This is a genomic window from Jiella marina (assembly GCF_024359545.1).
GTDB lineage: Bacteria > Pseudomonadota > Alphaproteobacteria > Rhizobiales > Rhizobiaceae > Jiella.
This window is the reverse complement of the sequence record NZ_JAKQZG010000001.1, coordinates 483,213-506,668: the sequence shown is the minus strand read 5'-3', so window position 1 is coordinate 506,668 and position 23,456 is coordinate 483,213. Positions and strand designations below refer to the sequence as shown.

Annotated in this window: 16 protein-coding genes and 1 pseudogene; 8 read left to right on the top strand and 9 right to left on the bottom strand. The window is 64.2% G+C overall.

All coding sequences use genetic code 11. The features are described from left to right. Positions 1-102 precede the first annotated feature (102 nt). From MF134_RS02355 to MF134_RS02340, 4 genes are all read right to left on the bottom strand, one after another. The gene (locus MF134_RS02355) at positions 103-3,282 is read right to left on the bottom strand and encodes an efflux RND transporter permease subunit (protein ID WP_255337774.1); all 3,180 of its coding nucleotides are present in this window, start codon (positions 3,280-3,282) and stop codon (positions 103-105) included. A gap of 184 nt (positions 3,283-3,466) precedes the next feature. After that, complete coding sequence (locus MF134_RS02350) at positions 3,467-4,654, bottom strand: efflux RND transporter periplasmic adaptor subunit (RefSeq protein WP_255337773.1); 1,188 nt, start codon at positions 4,652-4,654, stop codon at positions 3,467-3,469. Positions 4,655-4,871: 217 nt separating this feature from the next. Further along, on the bottom strand, positions 4,872-5,183 hold the full coding sequence (locus MF134_RS02345; protein WP_255337772.1) for a DUF2059 domain-containing protein: 312 nt from the start codon (positions 5,181-5,183) through the stop codon (positions 4,872-4,874). 345 nt (positions 5,184-5,528) lie between these two features. After that, a complete protein-coding gene (locus tag MF134_RS02340; protein WP_255337771.1) occupies positions 5,529-6,359 on the bottom strand; it encodes an alpha/beta fold hydrolase in 831 nt (276 codons plus the stop codon). Positions 6,360-6,550: 191 nt separating this feature from the next. Between MF134_RS02340 and MF134_RS02335 the strand changes: the two genes are divergently transcribed. Beyond that, the gene (locus tag MF134_RS02335; protein WP_255337770.1) at positions 6,551-7,513 is read left to right on the top strand and encodes a GlxA family transcriptional regulator; all 963 of its coding nucleotides are present in this window, start codon (positions 6,551-6,553) and stop codon (positions 7,511-7,513) included. A gap of 233 nt (positions 7,514-7,746) precedes the next feature. Here MF134_RS02335 and MF134_RS02330 read toward each other — a convergent pair. Both MF134_RS02330 and MF134_RS02325 read right to left on the bottom strand, forming a co-directional pair. After that, a pseudogene (locus tag MF134_RS02330) lies at positions 7,747-8,517 on the bottom strand (SDR family oxidoreductase). A gap of 8 nt (positions 8,518-8,525) precedes the next feature. Then, complete coding sequence (locus MF134_RS02325) at positions 8,526-8,855, bottom strand: nuclear transport factor 2 family protein (RefSeq protein WP_255337769.1); 330 nt, start codon at positions 8,853-8,855, stop codon at positions 8,526-8,528. A 134-nt stretch (positions 8,856-8,989) separates the two neighbouring features. Between MF134_RS02325 and MF134_RS02320 the strand changes: the two genes are divergently transcribed. Continuing rightward, entirely contained in the window at positions 8,990-9,901 is a 912-nt protein-coding gene (locus MF134_RS02320; protein ID WP_255337768.1) for a LysR family transcriptional regulator, read from the top strand. Positions 9,902-10,202: 301 nt separating this feature from the next. On the opposite strand, the gene MF134_RS02315 is transcribed toward MF134_RS02320, so the two are convergent. From MF134_RS02315 to hpbA, 3 genes are all read right to left on the bottom strand, one after another. Further along, a complete protein-coding gene (locus MF134_RS02315; RefSeq protein ID WP_255337767.1) occupies positions 10,203-11,603 on the bottom strand; it encodes an amidohydrolase family protein in 1,401 nt (466 codons plus the stop codon). 233 nt (positions 11,604-11,836) lie between these two features. Next, positions 11,837-13,090: an aromatic ring-hydroxylating oxygenase subunit alpha gene (locus MF134_RS02310; RefSeq protein WP_255337766.1), complete on the bottom strand. Its 1,254-nt coding sequence runs from the start codon at positions 13,088-13,090 to the stop codon at positions 11,837-11,839. 207 nt (positions 13,091-13,297) lie between these two features. Beyond that, positions 13,298-15,334, bottom strand: coding sequence for an N-methyl-L-proline N-demethylase HpbA (gene hpbA, locus MF134_RS02305; RefSeq protein WP_255337765.1), 2,037 nt, complete (start codon positions 15,332-15,334; stop codon positions 13,298-13,300). Between the two features lie 230 nt (positions 15,335-15,564). Here hpbA and MF134_RS02300 point away from each other — a divergent pair, with 230 nt between their 5' ends. The 6 genes from MF134_RS02300 (at position 15,565) to MF134_RS02275 (ending at position 23,441) form a co-directional block, all read left to right on the top strand. After that, on the top strand, positions 15,565-16,197 hold the full coding sequence (locus MF134_RS02300; protein ID WP_255337764.1) for a TetR/AcrR family transcriptional regulator: 633 nt from the start codon (positions 15,565-15,567) through the stop codon (positions 16,195-16,197). Between the two features lie 356 nt (positions 16,198-16,553). Next, positions 16,554-17,354 carry a FadR/GntR family transcriptional regulator gene (locus MF134_RS02295; RefSeq protein WP_255337763.1) on the top strand — a complete coding sequence of 267 codons (801 nt, stop codon included), beginning with the start codon at positions 16,554-16,556 and terminating at the stop codon, positions 17,352-17,354. Between the two features lie 53 nt (positions 17,355-17,407). Next, on the top strand, positions 17,408-18,394 hold the full coding sequence (locus tag MF134_RS02290; RefSeq protein ID WP_255337762.1) for a substrate-binding domain-containing protein: 987 nt from the start codon (positions 17,408-17,410) through the stop codon (positions 18,392-18,394). Between the two features lie 115 nt (positions 18,395-18,509). Next, positions 18,510-20,435, top strand: a complete 1,926-nt coding sequence (locus MF134_RS02285; RefSeq protein WP_255337761.1) for a sugar ABC transporter ATP-binding protein — start codon at positions 18,510-18,512, stop codon at positions 20,433-20,435. Further along, a complete protein-coding gene (locus MF134_RS02280) occupies positions 20,428-21,450 on the top strand; it encodes an ABC transporter permease (RefSeq protein ID WP_255337760.1) in 1,023 nt (340 codons plus the stop codon). The genes MF134_RS02285 and MF134_RS02280 overlap by 8 nt, the downstream gene beginning before the upstream one ends. A 44-nt stretch (positions 21,451-21,494) precedes the next feature. Further along, the gene (locus MF134_RS02275; RefSeq protein ID WP_255337759.1) at positions 21,495-23,441 is read left to right on the top strand and encodes a hypothetical protein; all 1,947 of its coding nucleotides are present in this window, start codon (positions 21,495-21,497) and stop codon (positions 23,439-23,441) included. Positions 23,442-23,456: the final 15 nt, after the last annotated feature.

The following is a 23,456-nucleotide window of genomic DNA, read 5'->3' as shown; positions in this document are numbered from 1 at the left end:
TTTTGTACGTGTCATCATTATGTAAGAATTTCCTTGCGATTTCAAAGTATGCCGCCGACCCGCCGATGCTTCCCGACGGTGGCCGAACGAGCAAGCAAAGCCCTATGAATGAACGGCGGGCGTATTCTCAATCGGCTCTTGCGGGACCCGTGTCAGCGGACGCCCGCCTGCCATCGCCCGCACCAGAACGTAGAACACCGGCGTCAGGAAAATCCCGAACAGCGTGACACCGAGCATGCCGGAAAACACTGCGACGCCCATGGCCGCGCGCATCTCGGAGCCCGGGCCGCTCGAAAGTACCAGAGGCACGACACCCATGATGAACGCGATCGAGGTCATCAGGATGGGGCGGAGCCGCAGCCGGCTCGCTTCGATCGCCGCCTTGCGGGTTTCCATTCCCGAGATTTCGAGGTCTCGGGCGAATTCCACGATCAGGATCGCATTCTTGGCCGACAGGCCGACCAGCACAATGAAGCCGATCTGGGTGAAGATGTTGTTGTCGCCATGGTCCAGCCAGACGCCGAGCAGGGCTGCGAGAATCCCCGTTGGCACGATCATGATGATCGCGAAGGGCAGCGTCAGGCTTTCATACTGGGCCGCGAGCACGAGAAAGACGAGGAAGACCGCCAGCGGGAAGACGATCAGCCCGGAATTGCCTGCGATGATCTGCTGGTAGGTCAGGTCCGTCCATTCGAAGCCGATGCCCTTTGGCAGGGTTTCGGCGGCGACGCGTTCGACGGCCGCCTGCGCTTCGCCCGAGGAATAACCCGGCGCCGGGCCGCCATTGACGTCGGCGGCGAGAAAGCCGTTGTAGCGGCTCGCGAGTTCCGGCCCGGCGGACGGACGAACCGTCATCAGCGCAGCGAGCGGCACCATCGCGCCGTTCGACGAGCGCACCTTCAGGCGCGCAATGTCCTCGGGCTGGCTGCGGTCGGCCGCATCGGCCTGAACGCGCACCGAATAGGTGCGGCCAAACGCGTTGAAGTCGTTGACGTAGAGCGAGCCGAGATAGATCTGCAGCGTCTCGAACACATCAGTCACTGAGACGCCCAGTTGATGCGCCTTGGTGCGATCGAGATCGGCGAAGAGTTGCGGCACCGAGATGCGGTAGCTGGAAAACATCCCCGCAAGCTCGGGCGCCTGTCGGGCCTTGGCCAGGAAGGCGTTCGTCGCATCGCTCAGCGCCTCGTAGCCGAGGCCGGCGCGGTCTTCGATCTGGAGCTTGAAGCCACCGATGGTGCCGAGACCCTGAACCGGGGGCGGCGGGAACATGGCGATCGTCGCCTCCCGGATGCCGGCATATTGCTGGTTGAGGGCCCCGGCGATAGCGCCGCCGGGAAGCCCCTCACGCTCCTCGAACGGCGCTTCGGTGACGAAGACGACGCCAGCGCTCGATGAGTTGGTGAAGCCGTTGATCGAGAGGCCGGGGAAGGAGACCGTATCCGTGGCTCCCGGCTGCGTGAGGGCGATCTCGTCCATCCGCCTGATGACGTTTTCGGTTCGGTCGAGGCTGGCACCGTCGGGAAGTTGCGCGAAACCGACGAGATAGCCCTTGTCCTGCGCCGGCACGAAGCCGCCGGGAACCTGGTTGAACATGTAGACCGTCGCACCGACGAGGACGAGATAGACCCCCATGACGAGGGTCTTGTGTGAGAACAGCCGACCCACGGAATTGCCGTATTTGCGCGAACTGTAGCCGAAGACCCGGTTGAAGCCACGGAAGAACCAGCCGAAGAGAAAGTCCATCGCTCGGGTGAGGACATCCTTCTTCGCGCCGTGGCCTTTCAGCAGCAGAGCGGCGAGGGCCGGTGATAAGGTCAGCGAGTTGATCGCCGAGATCACGGTCGAGATCGCGATCGTCACGGCGAACTGGCGATAGAACTGGCCGGTCAGACCGGAAATGAAGGCGAGCGGCACGAACACAGCCACGAGCACGAGCGCGATGGCGATGATCGGGCCGGAGACCTCGCGCATCGCCTTGTAGGTCGCCTCGCGTGGTGCGAGCCCTTCCTCGATGTTGCGTTCGACATTCTCGACGACGACGATCGCGTCGTCGACCACGATGCCGATCGCCAGCACCAGGCCGAAAAGGCTCAGCGCATTGATCGAGAAGCCCAGCACGTAGAGCGCGCCGAACGTGCCGACGATCGAGACGGGCACGGCGATGAGCGGGATGATAGAGGCACGCCAGGTCTGCAGGAAGACGATGACGACGATGACCACCAGCACCACCGCCTCGAGCAAAGTGTGGATCACGGCTTCGATGGAGGCACGGACGAACTGCGTCGTGTCGTAGACGATCTCGTATTTCACGCCTTGCGGCATATTGGCCTGCAACTCGTCCATGGTCGCGTTGATCGCGTCGGAGACGGCAATCGCGTTGGAGCCAGGCGCTTGGAAGATCGGCAGGGCGACCGCCGGTTTGCCGCTCAAGAACGAGCGGAGAGAATAGCCGGATACACCGAGCTCCACTCGTGCGACGTCGCGCAGCCGGACGACGGCACCGTTGGGCGCGGTCTTGACGATGATGTTGCCGAAGGCTTCCGGCGTGTTCAGCCGGCCTTCGGCATTGACGGAGAGTTGCAGTTCGACACCGCTACCGGCGGGCGGTGCGCCGATCTGGCCGGCGGCGGCCTGAACATTCTGCTCGCGGATCGCGGCGACGACGTCGCTCGCGGCCATGCCGTTTTCCGCGACCTTTGCCGGATCGAGCCAGACCCGCATGGCATAGTCGCCCGAACCGAAGACCTGCACGTCGCCGACGCCGGCAATCTGCGCCAGCCGGTCCTTGACGTTGATGACCGCATAGTTGCGGAGATATTTGACGTCGTAACGATCATCCGGCGAGACGAGGTGGACGACCATCATCAGATCGGGCGAACTCTTCTTCGTCGTGATGCCGAGCGCGCGCACCTCTTCCGGCAGGCGCGGCTCGGCCTGGCTCACCCGGTTCTGGACGAGCTGCTGGGCCTTGTCCGGGTCAGTGCCGAGCGCGAAGGTGACGGTGAGCGTCAGCGCGCCGTCGGCGGTCGCCTGGCTCGCCATGTAGAGCATGCCCTCGACGCCGTTGATCTCTTCCTCGATTGGTGTCGCCACCGTCTCGGCGATGACCTTGGGGTTGGCGCCGGGATAGGCGGCCCGCACCACGATCGAAGGCGGCACGACCTCGGGATATTCCGAGATCGGCAGAACCTGCATGCCGAGCAGGCCGCAGATCAGGATGAGGACCGACAGGACGCCCGCAAAGACCGGACGATCGATGAAGAACCGCGAAATGTTCATGGAATCTCTCCGGATCGCCGGGGCGTTGCCGTGCTAGGGCACGAGGGATGGACGCCAGATATCCAACGCTCGCCGAGGCAGGTGTGACGGCGGGCAGGGCGGGTGACGAAGCACTTGTCTTGATTGCGGAACGACGGTCCGGCTCCTGGGGGGAAGAGCCGGACCGTCTAACGCCGTCGCGGACTCATCGGGCGGAGGCCAACGCGACGGGTTCAGGGTCGACGAGTGTGCCGGGGAGGAGGGACTGGATTCCCTCCGCGACGATCTGCTCGCCGGGTTTGAGGCCATCGGCGACGACGCGCAGGCCATCGACCGAGGCGCCGAGTTCGACCGTGCGGTATTCGACCTTATGGTCCGTGCCGACGACGAGCACATATTTGCGGTCCTGATCCGTGCCGACGGAGCGTTCGCTGATCAGCAGTCTCTCCTCGGGTTTCGGCTGACCGAGGCGGATGCGGACGAATTCGCCGGGAACCAGCGATCCTCTGGGATTGTCGAGCGCGGCCCGTATCCGCAAGGTCCCGCTGTTGGGATCGACCTCGTTGCCGATGAGCTGGACATGGCCCTGGACCGGCTTCTGTTCGCCCTTGACGTCGAACCTCTGTACCTCGACCGGGATGTCGCCATAGGCGGGCAGCGGGCCGTCCTGATCGGGCAGGGCGGAAAGTAGCTCGGCGACGTCGCCGGCATTGACGTCGAATCCAGCATAGATCGGATCAACCGAGACCATTGTGGTCAGCGCCGGGGACGAAAGCCCCGCGGCCACGAGATTGCCGGCGGTCACCGCGATCTGGCCGATGCGACCGTCGATCGGAGCGCGGACTTCTGTATAGCCGAGATCGAGCTCAGCGGTTCGCAATGCGGCCTTCGCCGCTTCAGCGTTGGCAACGGCCTGGTCGTAGTCGCTCGATCGCTGGTCGAGCGAGCTTTGAGAGACGGTGCGAGACGTCACCAGCGATGTGGCGCGCCTGACCTCGATCTCGGCCAGACGGACCTGCGCCTCGGCCGCTTCGACTTCGGCCCGGGCGCGTGCGACGGCCGCCTGATAGGGCGCCGGATCGATGGTGGCGAGGAGGTCGCCCTTCTTCACCAGTGCGCCTTCGCGAAAGTGGAAGGCTTCGATGGCACCGGCAACCCGGGGCCGGATCTCGACCCGCTCGACCGGTTCGAGCCGTCCGGAAAACTCCTTCCAGAGTGTGACCGAGCGCGGCTTCACCTCTGCAACGGAAACCTCGACTGCGGTGGGTGGCGGCGAGGTCTCGCTCGCGATTGCGTGCTCGGGCTCGTTCGTGGCCACGGTAGCCACAGCCCCAACCATCACCAAGGCAAAGCTCGAACTCCACAGGAGCCGACGAAAGACTGTGCGTTTCATGGGAACCTTCACCGAAGAATTATGAGACCCCGCGGCGACTGGCTGCGAGTGTTGAACCGGATGGTTCGAGGCATCGCCCTCAGCTTGATGGCCGAGGCGGCCTACCGACACTGTCGGGCGACGCGGCCAAACGCGAAGGGGGCGAGGGCAAGGATGATGCCGTTCGGGCGCGGATATGCGCCCGAACGGGAACGAGGGTGCCAACAGGTTGCAGCAGTCAGAAGCCGCCGGCGCCCCGGGGCTTCAGGACGCTCGCGCGGGCGGCTTCTTCTGCCCGCTTTCGCGAAGCGTCGGATCCGGGAATGCCGAACGAACGCTGACTGGCGGTGGGAAAGCCATAGCCGTAGGTCGTGTTGCGAGGCGAAGATGATGAGGCGGCGGCGTCTCGATACCCAGCGGCAACCTTCTGCCGTTCCGCGGAATCACTGGCGCGGATGCTGGCTTCCGAGCCGGGCACATTTTGGGCCGAAGCCAGCGAGCTACCGAACAGGACGAGCGCAACTGCGCTGGCAGTGAGAAGACGAGGCATGATCGTGTCCTTTGAATGAAAGTCGCACGAGGTCTCTCCATCACGGTCGGAGGCCTCGAGAATATGATCGGCATTATTTGTACCGATCGGTAGTCAATAGATAGATGGCGCTGAAAAAAGGATCAAGGCTTTTTATACCGAGCAGGATAAAAATAAACTGCCTTCCAAGCACGGCTCGTCCACAGGCGAGGCGAAAAAGGCTGTGAGCACGCCCCCAAGCCCGGCGGCCGCTCGACCCCGGGGGGCGCATCGGCCGCGGTAAGCGGCACTGCCGTCCGCAGCTTTCTCACGTATCCTCGATCGTGAAACGGGGCGGGAAGTAATCCCGCCCCCTTGGTTGGCCGATCAAGCCTTCGCGAAAGCAAGCATGTCGGGGTTGATCACCTCCGGATGGGTCGCGAACGGTGCGTGCGACAGGCCGGGATAGGTCTTCAGCGTTCCGTTCTGCAGGAGCTTGATCGCCTTGTGGGCAGAGTTCTCGATCGGCACGATCTGGTCGTCCTCGCCGTGGATCAACAGGACCGGAATGGTCAGCGCCTTCAGGTCCTCGCTGAAGTCGGTCTCCGAGAACGCCTTGATGCAATCATATTGCGCCTTGGCGCCGCCCATCATGCCCTGCCGCCACCAGTTCCGGATCTGCCCCTGACTGACCTTGGCGCCGTCGCGGTTGAAGCCGAAGAACGGACCCGAGGGGACATCCAGGAAGAACTGCGCCCGATTGGCGACGAGAGCGGTCCGGAACTCATCGAACACCGCGATCGGAATGCCATCGGGATTGCTCTCGGTCCTGGCCATGACCGGCGGCACGGCGCCGATGAGCACGGCCTTCGCGATGCGACCGGCTTCGGCCCGGGCCGCATAGCGGACGACCTCGCCTCCGCCGGTGGAGTGGCCGATGTGGATGGCGTTCTTCAGGTCCAGTGCCCGGACGAGTTCCACCACGTCCTGCGTATAGGTGTCCATCTCGTTGCCCGTGTCGGTCTGATCCGACCGCCCGTGGCCCCGCCGGTCATGGGCGATGACGCGGTAGCCCTCTTGAAGGAAGTAGAGCATCTGGTTGTCCCAATCGTCGCTCGACAGCGGCCAGCCGTGGTGAAAGACGACAGGCTGTGCCTCGCGAGGGCCCCAGTCCTTGTAGAAGAGACTGGTCCCGTCCTGGGTCTTGATCGTTGCCATGACACATTCTCCTTGGGGTTGATCGAAACGGTGCTGGTCAGGGTGAGAACGGTGGGGCAGCGGTCCATCTGGTGATCAGGACGAGGCCTGTGTTCGTCGCCGTGCCCATCCGTTCGATGTGGACAAGTTAAGCTCGCCGGGTGCAGAAAGGGATTGGCGTAAACGACAATAACAGAGGCAAATCGGCCAGGATGCAGCAGCCGAAACTTGCAGCCGAAATCGGTCTGCTGATCTATCCCGACTGCCAATTGGCGGCGATCCACGGTCTGACCGACCTGTTCCGCATTGCGGGGCAATGGGCGGGCGAGGACGCAAGCGAGATTCGGCTTTCTCACTGGCAGGCGGACGACACGGGCGTCACCTGCGTATGGGACAGCCATCCCGGCCGCGTGCATCGCCTGACGCATGTGATCGCGCCGCCCAGCATCGTCATGCCGGACCGGATGGTGCCATCGCCCTCGACAGCGGGCTGGTTGCGCGACCAGCACGGCGGCGGGGCGACGCTCTGCTCGGTCTGTGCGGGAGCCTTCGTTCTGGCCGAAACCGGTCTGATCGACGGCCGTCGCGCCACGACCCACTGGGCCTTTGCCCGCGAGCTGGCCGAGCGGTTTCCGAACGTGCATCTTGCCGATGAACACATGGTGGTGGATGAGGGCGACATCATCACCGCAGGCGGCATTCTCGCCTGGGTCGATCTGGGGCTGACCCTGGTCAGCCGCCTGCTCGGGCCCGCCACGATGCTGGCCACCGCGCGGTTCCTGCTGATTGAGCCGCCCCGGCAGAGCCAGCGGCCCTTCGCGCAGTTCGTGCCGCGCTTCGACCATGGCGACGACGGGATCCGAAGCGCCCAGCACCACATGCATGCCAATGCAGCGACACTTCAGAATGTCACGGATCTGCCCGCCCAGGCGGGGTTGACCACCCGCACGTTTCTGCGGCGGTTCAGCGCTGCAACGGGCTTCACACCGCTGGAATATCTGCAGCAGATCCGCATTGCGAACGCGCGGCAGGCCTTGGAACGGACGCATACCCCGGTCGACCGTATCGCCTGGGAGGTCGGCTATGCCGACCCCGCGGCGTTCCGCAAGCTGTTCCGGAAATTGACCGGCCTGACGCCGGCAGCCTACCGGCAGCAATTCGGCATCCCCGGCTGACGCAAGGCCATGGCCGATCAGGCGAATCCCGGTGTCGTTCGCAAGGCCTGCCATCGAAGCCGCCTCCGTATCCGCCGCGCCCTCGGAAAGTCGACTTCGACATTCTCGACACCGGCGAAGCCGACCCCTTGGCCAACGACCACCAGCAAAGGACTTGCGAGCGAGTTCGCTCATGTGGGGCCGGCTCAATGGACTGGTCCGAGAATGCCCTGCCATTTCCTGGCGCCTCTGGGTCAGACCGTCGGGACCGTGCCGCCGTCGATGACGAACTCCGAGCCCGTAACGCTGCCGGCACGATCAGAGGCGAGGAAGGCGATCAGGCTTGCGACTTCTTCGGGCGAGGTCGGCCGCCCGATCGGGATGCCGCCGAGCGAGGCCATGATCATGCGTTTGCCTTCTTCGACATCCGCACCGGCCTCGGTCCCAAGACGCTCGGCAAGCTCGACAGCGGCCTCGGTTTCGATCCAGCCCGGCGAGACGCGAACGACACGCACACCCTTTGGCGAAACCTCTTTCGACAGGGCTTTGCTGTAGGTCGAGAGCGCAGCCTTTGCCGCGGCGTAGGCGGTCGTCGCCTCCGGTAGCGGCATCGTCCGCTGGATGGAGGTCACGTGAATGATGACACCCCCATCCCGGGCGAGCATATCTGGCAGCAGGGCTCGATCAAGCCGCACTGCCGGCATCAGGTTGAGGTTCAGCTCGCGCATCCACGTGCCATCGCCGGGCGCCGCGAAGCCACCGGCGGGTGCCGACTATCCCCCGAGCATGTGCACGACGATGTCCACGCCGCCGAGACGATCCGAGACGGCGGCGGCCAAGGTCTCGCAGCCTTCGGCCGAGGTCAGATCCGCCGCGACGAATTGGACGTCGTCGTCAAGCGTGTCAGGCTTGCGACGGGCGCTGGTCAGCACCTTCGCCCCGAGTTCGCGAAACAGCCTGACCGTCGCGGCCCCGGCCCCCCGCGTCCCCGACGTGACGAGGGCGCGTTTGCCTTCCAGTGACATGAACGGGATCACGGCACGATCTCCAGTTCGGCGATCCTCTCGTCCTGAAGAACGAAGAAATACCGAAGGTCCAGCGGACTGCCGGGGAAGTCGCCCACGAGCTGGCTCGTCACCACCGTGCGATCTCCATCGGCCTCGATCGCAAATGGTTCGACCGTGTAGGAAAACTGGGTCGACGCCTCCGACTTCCAATGACGGATCGCCTGTCGCCCGTGGTGCGTCTTGTGCTCGTCTTTCACCACGGCGTTCTCGGTAAAACACTCAGCCACGGCGTCGGCGTTTCTTGTCCGGTCGGCTTCGAAATAGGCGGCGATCGGCTCGGGTAGCTGCATGGCCATGTCAAATCTCCATCTCTTTGAAATCGTGGAGGCCGGAACCTCGGCGGTCCGGCTTCGATGGCAGCAATCTAAGGCTGGACCTTTGTCGTAATAACGGGGACAAAGCGGGATGTGAGATTGCGGAAAGCAGGACAATGGCGCGACAGGGACTGATCGAGCTCGAAGCGGTGCTGGCGATCGCGGCGCGCGGGTCCTTCCGAGCTGCGGCGCCCGAACTCGGGCTTTCGACAACGGCGCTCAGCAATGCGATCGGAAAGATCGAACGGGAGCTCGGCGTCAGGCTGTTCAACCGCACCACGCGCAGCGTCTCGCTGACGGACGCCGGTCGAACCTTCGTTGAGCAGGTGGCGCCGGCCGTCCGCGACATCAGGGATGCGATGCTGACGGCCCGCTCGCAGCAGGCGACGCCGACCGGAACCCTGCGCATCAATGCTTTTGCCTCGGGCGCCCGCGAGATCCTGGCGCTGCTCGTCCTGACTTTCCTGCGGCGCTATCCGCAGGTCCATGTCGATCTCGTCACCGAGGGGCGCATCGTCGACATCGTCGCCGAAGGTTTCGATCTGGGCATTGGCGCTGCTGATCTGGTGCCGAGCGACATGATCGCCGTCCCGGTCGGCGCGCCTCGCAGTTTCGCCGTCGTCGCAACCCCGTCTTACTTCGAGGCGCATGGAAGACCGCAGGTACCACCCGATCTTCTGGCTCATCGATGCATCCGCATCCGAATGCCGAATGGCGCGCCCTATCGCTGGCACTTCGAGAGGGATGGGGAGCCGATCCAGATCGACGTCGACGGCCCCATCACTCTTGACGAATCGTCGCTTGCCCGGATCGCCGTTGCCGAAGGCATCGGCATCGGCTTCTTCATGGAAGCCGACATACGCGACGAAATTGCGGGCGGGCGCCTCGAACGCGTGCTTCAGGACTGGACCCCGCCAACCGCACCGCTGTGCATCTACTATCCAGGACGCAAGAACCCGTCCGCTGCGTTCCGCGCCTTCGTCGACATGGCGCGGGACTTCGGAAGGGCATCAGCGCGCGGCGCGTAGCCCGACTTGCGAAGACAGCATCCCAATTAGGTGATCGGTTGCGGACCTCCGGCAGGGCCACGGATGAGTGCTGGGGACGTGTCTTGTCCTCGGTCGCGTCGGTCGCCCCAGTGAGTATGGAGTTCTCTCCTGTTCGCGGACAATCAGGGGCGTACAGCCTGGAATGCGGCTACGAGGCTTCGTTCGTCGTCGATCGGTGATTTGTCACCGAGGGTCGAAGTCCAATCACGGTGTTTTCGGAACGTTCCATCTCCGATGGTTCCAAGGGCAGCCCGTCGTCAAATCTGACGCGGCTGCGATCTCAGTCGCCGACGCGCCCGCGTATGGCTTCGATCGATCGCCGGGCTTCCTGCTGGGCCGCATCCATGTCGGCCCGCGTCATTTCGTGGTCGGATTTGAGCCTTTCCCCGGCCACCATCACCATGCGGACATTGCGCGGTTGCGCGGAGTAGACGAGGAGGGCGGACGGATCGCCGCCGTCATAGGGCTGCAGATTGATGGCGTCTGGATCGATCGCGATGAGGTCCGCGGCCTTGCCCGGCTCGATCGAGCCGATCCGATCTGCAAGGCCCAGCGACCGCGCGCCCTCGATCGTGGCCATTTCCAGAAGCCGGCGCGGCGAGACGATCAGCTCGTCGCCTGCGGCCCCTGATGACGTCAGGGCGAGCAGACGCATCTGTTCGAACATGTTCGCCGTGCCCGCCAAGGCGTTGCCGTCGATCCCGAGCGACAGTCGCTCGACATTGGCGAAATCCTGAAGCGTCGTCAGGCCGAAACCGACGCGTTGCTCGGTGACCGGCGTCAGCGTAATCGACGATCCCGCTTCGTTGACGACGGCAACCTGATCCCGGGTGATCCCGGTTGCGTGGATGAGCTGCATGTCCGGGCCGAGGACGCCGGCCTTGATCAGGGCGGCGATCGAGCCGGGGCCCGTCGTCGTCGTTCGCGCGTGGACGCCGATCGGCAGCCCGCGCTCGCGCGCCGCCGTCAATTCGCTCTTCAGAAGGTCGTTGGCGTCGGGGTTCTCCAGCGAAAGCCCGCGCCAGCCCAGGCCGAGCCGGACGCGGTCGGTGGCCTGACGCGTGTCCGCGAGGCTCAGGAAATGGTCGAGGAGCATTGGCTCGTCTGCGCCGAGATCATCATGCCCGGCATAGAGGAAGCGGGCACGGATTCCGGTTTCGTCGAGCGTCTCGACGGCCGCGTCGGCGAATTCCGGTTCGCGGGCGTTGTCGAAGAAGGGCGTGGTAAAGGTGATGCCTGCATGCAGCGCTTCGAGGGCGCCGAGGCGGATGCCCGCCGCGATGTCATCGGCGCGGAAACCGCGCGACAGCCGCTCCACGAGCGGGAAATAAGCGGATGCGGACGTGTTGCGAAAAAGACCGCGCATCTGGGTCAGCCAGAGATGCATGTGACAGTCGACGAAACCGGGCAGCAGGAACTGGCCCGAGAGGTCGAGTGTCTTGGCGTTCTCGCCCGCGGTCAGGCGGTCGCCGATCTCTGCGATCTGCCCGTCGACGATCCTGATGTCGGCCTCGGCTAGGTCGCCCTCCGGTCCCATCGTCATGACATAGGCGCCGCGCAGCAACTGTTCGCCAGCCGCGCCCGGACCTGTCGGACTCGCCTCCTGCGCCACTGAAACGCGAGGCAGGATGGCGGCGGCAGCAGCGGAGCCGGCAAGAAAATCGCGGCGGGAGAATCTCATGGCATCACCTTTGGGTCCCTGATCGGAAACCGCCGCAGCCGTGCCGTATGACGCCTGCATGCGATCGGTTCGTCTCAAGTTCAACGCAAGGGGGAGGGAAGCCGTTGCCTGCCAATCGACGCCTGCCGGATGCTTGACGCTCCCCCGGCTCGACGGAAAACGCTCAACAAGAGCGCGTGCTCCTTTACGCCGCGCTCATCTTAAGGCCGCTGCCCTGGCGCCGGACCGGTCTTTCAATAGCCGTGGGCTGTCATTCGCTCGCAATACCAGGTCGCGAAGTCGTCGAGCGCACCTTCCGTGAAACGCGAATAGGGCCCCGGACGATAACCGGCCGAGTGGGCACCGGCATGGGCAAGGCCGACCAGGTGGGCATCCTGCGCGTTGGTCGCGATCCAGATCGACGTGAGGTGGTCGAGATCGTAGTCCACACCCTCGACCGCGTCCTTGTGGACCAGCCATTTGGTGCGCACCAGCGTCTTGTCGGCCGAAAGTGGGAAGATCGTGAAGATCACCGCATGGTCGCTCATCACGTGGTTCCAGGAATTGTTGCCCCACAGATGGATGTCGCCCGTGTCCTTGCGGGTCATGGAGCCGAGCAGCTTCTTCGACGCGGCGCGTGCGTCCGGCGTCTGGGATTCGCCGGCGCCAGCGATGATCAGCCGCTGGGTGCGGAAATTCGTCGCCTTGCCGACCACGTGCTCGACGGCGCGTGAGGGGAAGCCATCCTGCTCCCAACCCCTGGTACGCTCTTCGTACATCGCCCCGTGGCGCGCCGCTTCCTCGCGGTCCTCGTCGGAGAGCTGATCCGGGTCGAAACCGAAATCGAGATCGATGAAGGAGACGCAGAGCTCGGGATGGTTCGAGGCGCAGTGATAGCACTCCCGATTGTTCTCCATCGTGAGCTTCCAGTTGCCGTCCTCGACCAGTTCGCTCTCATAGGCGATCCTGGTGTTCCTCAGATCGTAGGGCTGAAGCCGGGGCTCCATCACCTCGGCGAGAGCATCGATGTCCGCCGGAGCCTCATCGGCGAGGCAGACATAGATTATGCCACCGATCGAGCGCAGATTGACCGGCCGCAAATGATGGAGTTCGTGGCGGAAGTCCTTGCCCATATGCGGCGCTTCCAGGAGCTCGCCGTCGAGTTCGTAGATCCACTGGTGATAGGGGCAGACAAGCTTGCCGACGGTCGAGCGCCCAGCTTCGACGAGCTTGGCGCCCCGATGGCTGCAGACATTGTGGAAGGCGCGCACGACGCCGTCGTCGCTGCGAAGGATGACGATCGAGGACCGCCCGATATCGACGCCGTAGACGTCGCCCTCCTCGGGAACGTCGGCTTCGACGGCAACGGCGATCCAATGGCGGTGAAAGATGACCTCGAGGTCCGCCTCATAGACTTCCGTCCGGGTATAGAGGCCCGCCGGGAGCGAATAGCCTTGTTGGCGGGCGCGGATGAGGCCCGAAATGGCGTCTTTGGGTGATTGCAGCATTGCGCCCTCCCAGGCTCACGAGGTTCCGGATTAGCCCTGTTGCTCGTCTTCATCCGCGTCGCGTCTTGTGCAGCGAGTACGATATTCAAACATCTGCAGGCATTTCGGTTATCGGTATTCGGCTTGGTCAAATTTCGGCAACATCTTCCGCATTCGGCCAGCCAGTTTGCTTCGTCGATTCCCAGGCAGCCGCGGGAGCCACCGGGGTCATAGCGTTCTGGTCAGCCGAAGCGCGTCGTAGATCGCGGCGTGGGTGTTGCGGGCCGAGACCGCATCGCCGATGCGGAAGAGACGGAAGCTTCCGTCGGCATTCTTCTCCACGCTCTGGCTCGCGCTTGCGACAAGCGCCTCGTAGTCGACTTCGCCGAGATTGCGCGATCGCGGCTTGAGATCGAAATAGACATCGTCGAGCGGCCGCGTCCCGTGGTTGACAACCACCTGATCCACCAGCCGTTCGCGGGTGAAGTCGCCATAGTCCGAGCCGAGCACGGCCTTGAGCTTGTTCCCCTCGCGGACCACGGACATGAGCCGCCAGGTCACGGTGAAGGTCGTGTCCCGCTTCTGCAGATTGCGCATGTAGGGTACGAGGTTCATGGCCATGACCTCCGGCGCGAAGCTGCGATCCGGGGTCACGATCTCCACCCGCGCGCCGGCCGCGGAAACCTTGTCCGCCGCCTGCAGGCCGGCATGGTCGCCCGCATCATCATAGATCAGCACGTTCTGGGCGGGCCTCACGTCACCCGAAAGAATGTCCCAGGCCGAGACGACCAGGTCGTTGCCCTCGCTGAGAACCTCGGTGTGGGGCAGACCGCCGGTGGCTATTATCACCTCGTCGGGCTCGCTGCCCAAGATGTCTTCGGCTTCTGCGAAGGTGTTGAAGCGGAAGGAGACGCCCAGCTTTTCGCATTGCTCGAGGCGCCAGGCGATGATCGAGGACATTTCGCGCCGGCGCTCCTGAAGGGCAGTCAGGCGGATCTGGCCGCCCGGCTCGTCCGCCGCCTCGAAGACGATAACCTCATGTCCGCGCTCGGCCGCGACACGGGCCGCCTCGAGGCCGGCAGGACCCGCGCCGACGACGGTGACACGCTTCTTCGTCTCCGCCTTCGCGATCACGTGCGGCTGCTCCAGCTCGCGGCCGGTCGAGGGGTTGTGGAGGCAGAGCGCCATGCCGCCCTGATAGATGCGGTCGAGACAATAGTTCGCGCCGACACAGGGGCGGATGTCGTCCTCGCGGCGCTCGAGGATCTTTCGCACCAGATGCGGGTCGGCCATGTGTGCGCGGGTCATGCCGACCATGTCGAGCTTGCCGCTGGCAATGGCGTAGCGCGCCGTGGCGACGTCCGGGATCTTCGCCCCGTGGAAGGTCGGGAAGTTCGTCGCCGCGCGGATTTCGCCGGCGAAATCGAGATGCGGCGCGTTGCGCATGCCCTGGATCGGGATCACGTCTGTAAGGCCCGCATCCGTGTCGATGTGCCCCTTCACGACGTTGAGAAAGTCGACCAGGCCGCTCTCCTTCAGCATGTGCGAGATTGCGAACCCGTCTTCGCGGGTGAGGCCGCCCGGCACGTCCTCGTCGCCCGTATAGCGGACCCCCACCAGAAAGTTCTCGCCGCAGCGTTCGCGAATGCCGGCCAGCACCTCGAAGGTAAAGCGCATGCGGTTTTCGAGGCTGCCGCCATAGGCGCCGTCGAGGTCGTTGGTCAGCGGCGACCAGAACTGGTCCATCAGATGCCCGTAGGCCTGGATCTCGATGCCGTCGAGACCGGCGGCCTGCATCCGCTCCGCCGCGTCCACGTAGTCCTCGATGATGCGGGCGATGTCCCAGTCTTCCATCTTCTTCGGGAAGGCCTTGTGGGAGGCTTCGCGCTCGTGGCCGGGCGAGACGACCGGCAGCCAGTCTGCCTTGTCCCAGCGGGTGCGGCGGCCGAGGTGGGTGAGCTGGATCATCACCGCACAGCCTTCGTCGTGGCAGGCGTCGGTGAGCGCCTTCATGTGGCCCACCACCTCGTCCTTCCAGGCGAGGATGTTGTTGAAGACCGGCGGGCTGTCGCGGGCGACGCTGGCCGAACCGGCCGTCATCGTCATCGCCACGCCGGCCTTCGCCCGTTCCAGGTGATAGGCCCGATAGCGATCCTTTGGCATCCCGTCTTCGGGATAGGCCGGCTCATGGCTGGTGATCATGATCCGGTTTTTCAGCGTGAGATGTTTCAGCTGGTAGGGCTGCAGTAGGGGATCGTGGAACATGACGGGCTCCTGTTCAAAGCCGGAGAGCGAGCGATCATGAGATTTCCAAAAATGTTCACTTGTGTCAAGAGAGAAGACACCTATGTAACGCGATTTGAAAGACGTCGTGTCGGCCGTCGGTCGCAGGCGCGGGAGCGCCGCGAAAGGCGAGGGCGACTTTTCTGTCAGAGCGGGAGCGCGCCGTCCGTGCGCGCTTGCCCGAAGGAGCGCACGTGAATATCCACCGGCCCATGAATGACGAGAATCACGACGACAAGGGCTGGCGGGGTTCGCGCGAGGTTTGGCTCGACGCGGCCTATGAGGCTCTGATCGAAAGCGGTGTCGAGGCGGTGAAGATTCAGCCGCTCGGCAAGAGACTGAATTTGTCGAGAACGAGTTTCTACTGGTTTTTCAAGGACCGGCAGCAATTGCTTGATGCTTTGCTCGAGCGCTGGGATCAAAGCACGACCGGGCGTCTGCTGGCTGCAACGACAGAATTCGCTGCCACCGAGACCGAAGCGATGCTGAACGTGATCAGCACCTTCCTCGGAGAAACGAGTTTCGATTCCCGTCTGGAACTCGCCGTTCGGGCCTGGGCGCAACAGGACGCAAGAGTCCTCGATCGTGTTCAGGAGGCTGATGCCAGGCGCCTCGAAGGACTTGTGACCATGCTCAAGGCCTGGGGACATGACGGCGACGACGCCGACGTCAGGGCTCGCACGATCTATCTCGTCCAGGTGGGCTACATCTCGATGCGCACGGAAGAGACCCTGGAGGAGCGGCTGAAGCGGTTTCCGAACTATGTCGAGATCTACACGGGCAAACGCCCGCCGCAGATCGAAATGGCGCGCTTCGAGGCAAGGCTGGCCGAACGGGACGCGTGAGCCACCGCGACCATTGAGAGATTGGATAACCTTCGGGTGAGGCCGAAGCGGACAGACGAACGTCCGGGCTGACAGCAAGGCCGACGAGCGTCGCACGGGGCTTTCCATCGACAACTGCACGGTGCGTCTCTCCAACATGGCATTTCCGGCAATCCCGCGGGTGCTCCGGCCGCTATGGCTCCCCGGTGAAATCCATCAATCGAAGGCGCGATCGGATGCAGACGGGGTGAGGGCGGTCTGTGCCCGGAGACGGGCGGGCTCACGGAGGGCGCGGTTGACAGCCCCCGGGCCCATGATCGATAGTTTCCGCACTGGTCCGGTGGATGGACCAGAAGATCAAGGTAGTTTCGTCGCTGATGTCTCTGACCGAGTATGTCCTGGAGAACGCACCGCAACTGCGCGAAGCCATCCTGCGCCACAGCGTGCGCGACGTGGTGGCTGCAAAGCTCGCGGCGCTGATCGCCTCAGGCCTCCTCAAGGTCGGGGATTCCCTGCCGAGCGAGCGCGAACTCGCCGCCGCGCTTCAGGTGAGCCGCGAGACGGTGAGGGGCGGAATCCAGATTCTGGCCGCCAAGGGTCTGCTGGCCGTGGTCCATGGCGCCCGAACCAAGGTGATATCCGACGATGTCGGGGCGGATTTCGTCGGACTGCGCGAAGCCAAGCGCATCAACAGTTACGATATCGAGGACATTCATGCCTCGCGTTGGCTGGTCGAGCGGCAGGTGGTCGCCGATGCGGCGACGCGGATCGAGGATCAGACGATCGGCTTCCTGGAAGAGTCGCTCAAGGCGCAGCGCAAGGCGATGGAAGATCCGGTCCGGTTTCTGATCATCGACCGGGAATTCCACCTGGCGGTCTATCGTTCCTGCGGCAACGCAGCGCTCGCGGATTTCGTGGGTGATCTTTACGGGTTCATGATGGAGCACCGCCATCGGGCTGTTGCCGAGCCGGGTGCGATCGAAAGGAGCTATCGCGATCACCAGGCGATCGTCGGAGCGCTGAAGTCGCGCGATGCCGAGCGCACGATCCGTGCCTTCGAGATCCACCTCAATCGCATCTATCAGACCACAATCACCATCCTGACCGCCGGAGGAGGAATCGCCGGTCAGGATGTTTCGGTGCTTGATGGTGGCACCTTGCCGCCGGGGAGGCGCTGATCTGCCGAGGGTTCCCGGTCAAAGGAGCCGTGTCGAAAGGGAGGAGAAAAGACATGTTGAAACGCAATTTCCTGAAGGCGGCGGCCGCTGTGGCGCTGTCGGCCGGTATTGGCTTCGCAGGCATGGCGCCGGCGAGCGCCCAGTCGCAGGAGATCGTCTATCTGACGCCCGGCCTCGACCTGCCGTTCTGGCGCTACCTGTCGAAAGGCGTCGAGTCCGTCGCCAAGGAGAACGGGTACGGCTACCAGGCGCTGGATTCGCGCAACAACGCCCAGACGCAGCTTCAGAATGCGCAGGACGCAATCGCCCGCGGGGTCGCCGGCATCATCATCTCGCCGACCGATTCCTCCACGGCACCGAGCGTCCTGCAGCTTGCGAAGCAGAACGATATCCCTGTCGTGATCGCCGACATCGGCACCAATGAGGGCGAATACGTCTCCTTCATCATCTCCGACAACTATGAAGGCGCCAAGGGCGTCGGCGAGGCGCTTGCGGAGGCGATGAAGGAAAAGGACTGGGCGGACGGCTCGGTCGGCCTCGTCACCATCTCTCAGGCCCGCAAGAACGGTCAGGCCCGCACCAAGGGCTTCCGTGACGGGATTCAGGAAGGCGGCGTGACCGGCGAGGAGGCCGGTCTCCAGCAGATGCAGTCCTATACGGCCGACGAGACCTTCAAGTTCGTGCAGGACATGCTCACCGCCAATCCCGGCATGCGCGGTCTCTTCGTCCAGACCGATCAGCCGGCGATCGGCGCGCTCCGGGCGATCCGCGCCGCAAGGCGCCAGGGCGAGGTTCTGGTCGCGGCCTTCGACGGCATTCCGGAATTCGTCGATCTCCTGAAGTCCGGCGAGATCGTCGCCTCGGGCATGCAGCAGCCTTACCTGATGGGCCAGAAATCGGCCGAGGCTCTCTTCCAGCACCTCGACGGCGAAACCCCGGACAAGGAAATCGTCGTGCCGATCCTGGTCGTCACCTCGAAGAACATCGAGGACGTCCTTCCGACGGTGAAGGAAACCGTCTTCGCCAACGAAATGGAGTGAGCCTGAGGCTCGTCGGCTCCCGGCCGGCGGCAAGCCGGCCGGGTTTCTCTGTTGTCGGAAAGGGGCGCTCGGTGTCGTGTTCCCCTTTGCCGACGGGTTGTCGGGACCGATCGGGATGACCGCTCCATCGAATGCCGCCATGTCGACGGCACGAACCGGCGCAGCGAGGCACGAGCCGGCCGTGCTGCTCGAAGCCATCGATGTCGAAAAGAGCTTCGGCCGCACGCGGGCGCTGGCCGGCGCCACGTTCGATCTGCGTGAAGGCGAAATTCATGCGCTTCTGGGCGCGAACGGCGCCGGCAAGTCGACGCTCTCCAAGGTGATCTCCGGGCACATCCGTGCGGATGCCGGCAAGCTCGTCCATAAGGGTGAACCGCTGCATCTGCGCTCCACTCGCGATGCGCTGTCGGCCGGCATCGCAATCGTCATGCAGGAGACGACGCTTGCCCCGGATCTGAGCGTTCTGGAGAACATCTTCCTGCCGGAGCTCGGCACTAGCGGCTTCCTCTCCCGCGGCAAGATGCGCCGGCGCGCCACTGCAATTCTGGAAGACCTCGGCCAGGCCGATGTTCTGTCCCTCGACATGGAAGTCGCCAAGCTCTCCGCCGCCCAGCGCCAGCTCGTCGAGATCGCCAAAGCACTGGCGCTTGATGCCGAACTCATCATTTTCGACGAACCGACCGCCTCCTTGAGCGCCGGCGAGGTCGAGCGCCTCTTTGACGTGATGGCGCGGCTGAAGGAGAGCGGGCGCTCGCTGATCTTCGTGTCGCACCGGTTGGAGGAGGTGCTGGCGATCACGGATCGGGTCACCGTGATGCGCGAGGGCGCGACGGTCGCATCCGGGCTCGAAACTCACTCGCTGACCCAGGCCGAGATCATCCGCCTGATGGTCGGCCGTGAACTCGGCGCGATCTACACCGAGCGCGAAGTCGCACCGGACGCCGAGGGGGAACCGGTGGTTTTCGAAGTGAGGAACATCGCCGCGCCGCCGGTCGTCCATGACGTGTCCTTCGCCGTCAGGAAAGGCGAAATCCTCGGGCTCGGCGGGCTCGTCGGCGCGGGGCGGTCGGAGACGGCCGAGGCGATCTTCGGCCTGAGGCCCAAGAGTGGCGGCGAAATGTGGCTAGCCAGCAAGAAGGTCGATTTCCGTAAACCCGCCCAGGCCGTCAGGGCCGGCGTCGGCTTCGTGCCGGAAGACCGGCGGGTGCAGAACATCGTGCCGGACCTGTCGGTGAAGGAGAACCTGCTTCTCGCCCATCTCGGCGCCCATCGCGGCTTTGGCCTCGGTTACGGCGCACGACAGAAGAAGGTCGATGAACTCCTAAAGCTTCTCGACCTTCCCGGCCATCGGCTGTTCGACGCCTCGATGCTCAATTTCTCAGGCGGCATGCAGCAGAAGATCATCATCGCCCGCTGGCTGCTGCTGGAACCCAAGGTACTGATCCTCGACGAGCCCACCAAGGGCGTCGATATCGGCACCCGCCAAGCGATCTACGAGCTTCTCCAGAAGATTGCGGGGGAAGGTGTCGCCGTGGTCGTCATCTCGTCCGACTTCGAAGAGCTACTCGGCCTGTCGACCCGCATCGTCGTGATCAGCGACGGCCGGTCGATTGCGGACATGGCGAGTTCGGCGCTGGACGAGGAAAAGCTGACGCTCCTTGCCGCCCCGCGCACCTCGATGCGCAAGAACACCGCGGTTCTGAGCGCGCTCGCCGTCGACTGCGGCGGAGCGGGCTTCTGGGCGCTGATCGATGAGGACGATCTGATCTGCCTCAACAGCGTTGTCGCCAATCCCGAGGCCGCGCCTGGTTTCTCCTCCGGGGAAGCCAAGCGCTTCGAGGAAACCACCATTCCCAAGAGTCTCGCCTCGCGCGGGCAGGGCTTCGTGACGGAAGCCGACGGCAGCCGCTCGACCCTCATCGTCCCCATCCGCAGCCATCGCGGCCATGATTTCGGCTGGGTGGGGCTGACCGTGCCTGGCGGGGCAGAAGGGTACTCGGCGGAAGAGATCAGACAACGGATCGAGAGTCTCAATGGTTGAACAGACCAACACCGCGAGTGGCGCGGATCGGAGCCAGGCGGGCGCCAGCAGCACGAACGGTTTCGACATGGGCACCATGTTCAAACGCATCTTCACACGGCTCGAATTCCGCATGCTGGCGCTGGCGCTCCTCATCGCCGTCGCGCTGTCCTTCGCTTCGCCCTACTTCCTGACCCAGACCAACATCTTCAACATTCTCGACCAGTCGGTGGTGATCGGGCTCGTCGCGATCGGCATGACCTTCGTCATCCTGACCGGCGGCATCGATCTGTCCGTCGGCTCGGTCGCGGGGCTGACGGGCATCGTGCTCGGTCTGGCGCTGCAGGACTATCCGATCCCGGTCGCGATCATGATGGCGGTCCTGGCGGGTGCTGGCATCGGCCTCGTGTCGGGCATTCTGGTCGCCTATTTCGGGCTGGCCGCCTTCGTCGTTACCCTCGGTGTCATGGCGATCGGGCGAAGCCTCGCCTACATCCTCTCCGGCCAGACGGCGATTTCCGGCATTCCGTCGAGCCTCTCCGACATCGTCTACACGACAATCCTCGGCATCCCGGCGAATGTCTTCTTTCTCGGCGTGATGTACCTGCTGGCCTGGCTCTACCTCACCTATACGAAGGGTGGGCGGACGATCTATGCGATCGGCTCGAACAAGGAGGCGGCGCGCGCGGCGGGGCTCAGCGTCCTCTTCTATTCGATCCTGCCTTACGTGGTCTCCGGCGCCTTTTCGGCCGTGGCGATCACCTTCTCGATCGCCCAGATCCTGTCGGCCGATCCGCTCGCCGGCAATCTCATGGAACTCGACGCGATCGCCGCCGTCGTCATCGGCGGAGCGAGCCTCTATGGCGGGCGCGGCTCGATCATCGGCACGCTGATCGGCGTCTTGATCATGGTGATGATCCGCAACGGCCTCAATCTCATGGGCGTTTCGCCCTTCTGGCAGGGGTCGGCCATCGGCTCGATCATCATTCTGGCGCTTCTCGTCGAGCGCCTGGTGAGCAGCCGGACGGATCGCTGAGACCACGAGAGCTTCAAGAAAACGAATGACCTTGGGAGGAGAACATGAGCGAACCGAGCCTTGCCGTTCGACTGACCGGCACCGAGGAGATTGTCGCTCCGCCCCGCATTCTGAAGGCCGGCAAGCTCTCGGCGGAACTGGACAACGGCAATCTGCGAGCCATCCGCTACGATGGGATCGAGATCATCCGCGCCGTCTCCTTCATCGTTCGCGACAGGAACTGGGGCACCTACAACGCCGTCATCGACGAACTGTCGGTGGAGGAGGAAGGCGATCGCTTCACCGTGCGCTACAAGGCCAGCGCCGGCGATGACAGCCAGTCGTTCCGGTACACCGCCGAGATCGTCGGGACGCCGCGCATCCTCACCTTTCATGGCAAGGGCGAAGCGACCGGTGATTTCGTCACCAACCGCACGGGCTTCGTCGTCCTGCATCCGGTCAAGGGCGTGAGCGGCCAGCCCGTGACGATCGAGCATGTGGACGGGAGCATCGAGGAGGGGCGCTTTCCCGAGATCATCGACCCGCTTCAGCCGATGATGGAGCTCAGAACCCTGACCCATGAGCCGGTCGAGGGTCTCAAGGTGATCTGTCGGATGGAAGGCGACACCTTCGAGATGGAGGATCAGCGCAACTGGACCGATGCCTCCTACAAGACCTATGTCCGCCCGCTCGCGCTTCCCTGGCCCTATACGCTGAAGCCCGGCGACTTGGAGGACCAGACCGTCACGATCACGGTCGAGGGCGAACCGGCGAGATCCGGGGCTGCGGGCGGCGCCGATCCCGTTCGCATCGCACTCGGGGAAGACCAGGGGCCGGCGCCCAGGTTCGGCATCGGGCTGAGGGCGGAAGAGATTCTCACCACCCGCTCGGCCCTCGACACCATCGCCAAGCTGAAACCCGATTTTCTGGTCTACCATCACGATCCCCGCGAAAGCGGCGAGGCGGAACTCGCCGCAGCCGCCGAGATCGCCAGCCAGATCGGCGCCGAGGCCTGGCTCGAACTGGTGATCGACGAGGTCGACGGATACGCCGAACAGGTCGCGGAGATCGGCCGGCAGGTGGCGGCGATCGGCGAGCCCTTCGCGGTCGTGCGCGTTTCTCCCGCTTCCGACATGAAGGCGACGCTGCCCGGCAGTCCCTGGCCGCCGGCGGCTCCGCTTGCCGGTCTTTACACCGCAGCCCGGACGGCCTTCACGAAGGCGGCGATCGGCGGCGGCATGTTCTCCTACTTCACCGAGCTCAATCGCAAGCGTCCCCCGCTCGAGGATCTCGATCTCGTCGGCTTTACCACCTCGGCGATCGTCCATGCGGGTGACGACCGGACGGTCTTCGAGAGCCTGGAGGCGCTCCCCTATATCGGCCTCAGCGCTCGCGAGATCGCCGGCGACAAGCCGGTCATGGTCGGCCCGAGTGCCATCGGCATGCGCATGAACCCTTATGGCGACGCGCCGATGGAAAACCCGAAGAACATCCGCCAGGCGATGAACCGCAACGATCCGCGCCAGCGCGGTCTGATCGGCGCCGCCTTCACGCTCGGCTACTATGCCGTGATGGCGGAGAAAGGTGTCAGCGCGATCGCGTTCGGCGACACCACCGGCGCCCATGGCGTCGTCTCGGTGAAGCAGGACTGGCCGCAGCCCCATTTCGAAGGCGAAGGCGGGCTCTTCCCCGTCTATCATGTGGAACGTGCACTCGCCCGGCTCGGCGGTCGCAAGCTCCTTGCCACCGCGCCGTCCGACCGCGGCCGCATCCTGGCGGTGGCGGCGCGCAATGACGAGGGTGGTTTTGAGCTTCTTGTCGCCAATCTGACATCGGAACTCCAGTCGGTGGCGATGCCGGGCCAGATTTCCGCGATGAAAATCCTCGATGCCGAGCACTTCGTGGAGGCCGCCGGATCGCCTTCATTCATGGATGATCTTGTCCCCGCCTCGGGAACCAATCTCGATATCGATCTCGACGCCTATGCCGTCGCCCGCGTCATGCTTTCCTGAGTGTTCCGTTGGGTT

What these genes read in the sequence shown, in the direction of transcription:
- hpbA (WP_255337765.1), bottom strand. Translation starts at nt 15,334, where the DNA reads ATGTTCCACGATCCCCTACTGCAGCCCTACCAGCTGAAACATCTCACG.
- MF134_RS02355 (WP_255337774.1), bottom strand. Translation starts at nt 3,282, where the DNA reads ATGAACATTTCGCGGTTCTTCATCGATCGTCCGGTCTTTGCGGGCGTC.
- MF134_RS02300 (WP_255337764.1), top strand. Translation starts at nt 15,565, where the DNA reads ATGAATGACGAGAATCACGACGACAAGGGCTGGCGGGGTTCGCGCGAG.
- MF134_RS02340 (WP_255337771.1), bottom strand. Translation starts at nt 6,359, where the DNA reads ATGGCAACGATCAAGACCCAGGACGGGACCAGTCTCTTCTACAAGGAC.
- MF134_RS02350 (WP_255337773.1), bottom strand. Translation starts at nt 4,654, where the DNA reads ATGAAACGCACAGTCTTTCGTCGGCTCCTGTGGAGTTCGAGCTTTGCC.
- MF134_RS02325 (WP_255337769.1), bottom strand. Translation starts at nt 8,855, where the DNA reads ATGGCCATGCAGCTACCCGAGCCGATCGCCGCCTATTTCGAAGCCGAC.
- MF134_RS02310 (WP_255337766.1), bottom strand. Translation starts at nt 13,090, where the DNA reads ATGCTGCAATCACCCAAAGACGCCATTTCGGGCCTCATCCGCGCCCGC.
- MF134_RS02320 (WP_255337768.1), top strand. Translation starts at nt 8,990, where the DNA reads ATGGCGCGACAGGGACTGATCGAGCTCGAAGCGGTGCTGGCGATCGCG.
- MF134_RS02290 (WP_255337762.1), top strand. Translation starts at nt 17,408, where the DNA reads ATGTTGAAACGCAATTTCCTGAAGGCGGCGGCCGCTGTGGCGCTGTCG.
- MF134_RS02280 (WP_255337760.1), top strand. Translation starts at nt 20,428, where the DNA reads ATGGTTGAACAGACCAACACCGCGAGTGGCGCGGATCGGAGCCAGGCG.
- MF134_RS02275 (WP_255337759.1), top strand. Translation starts at nt 21,495, where the DNA reads ATGAGCGAACCGAGCCTTGCCGTTCGACTGACCGGCACCGAGGAGATT.
- MF134_RS02295 (WP_255337763.1), top strand. Translation starts at nt 16,554, where the DNA reads ATGTCTCTGACCGAGTATGTCCTGGAGAACGCACCGCAACTGCGCGAA.
- MF134_RS02345 (WP_255337772.1), bottom strand. Translation starts at nt 5,183, where the DNA reads ATGCCTCGTCTTCTCACTGCCAGCGCAGTTGCGCTCGTCCTGTTCGGT.
- MF134_RS02315 (WP_255337767.1), bottom strand. Translation starts at nt 11,603, where the DNA reads ATGAGATTCTCCCGCCGCGATTTTCTTGCCGGCTCCGCTGCTGCCGCC.
- MF134_RS02285 (WP_255337761.1), top strand. Translation starts at nt 18,510, where the DNA reads ATGACCGCTCCATCGAATGCCGCCATGTCGACGGCACGAACCGGCGCA.
- MF134_RS02335 (WP_255337770.1), top strand. Translation starts at nt 6,551, where the DNA reads ATGCAGCAGCCGAAACTTGCAGCCGAAATCGGTCTGCTGATCTATCCC.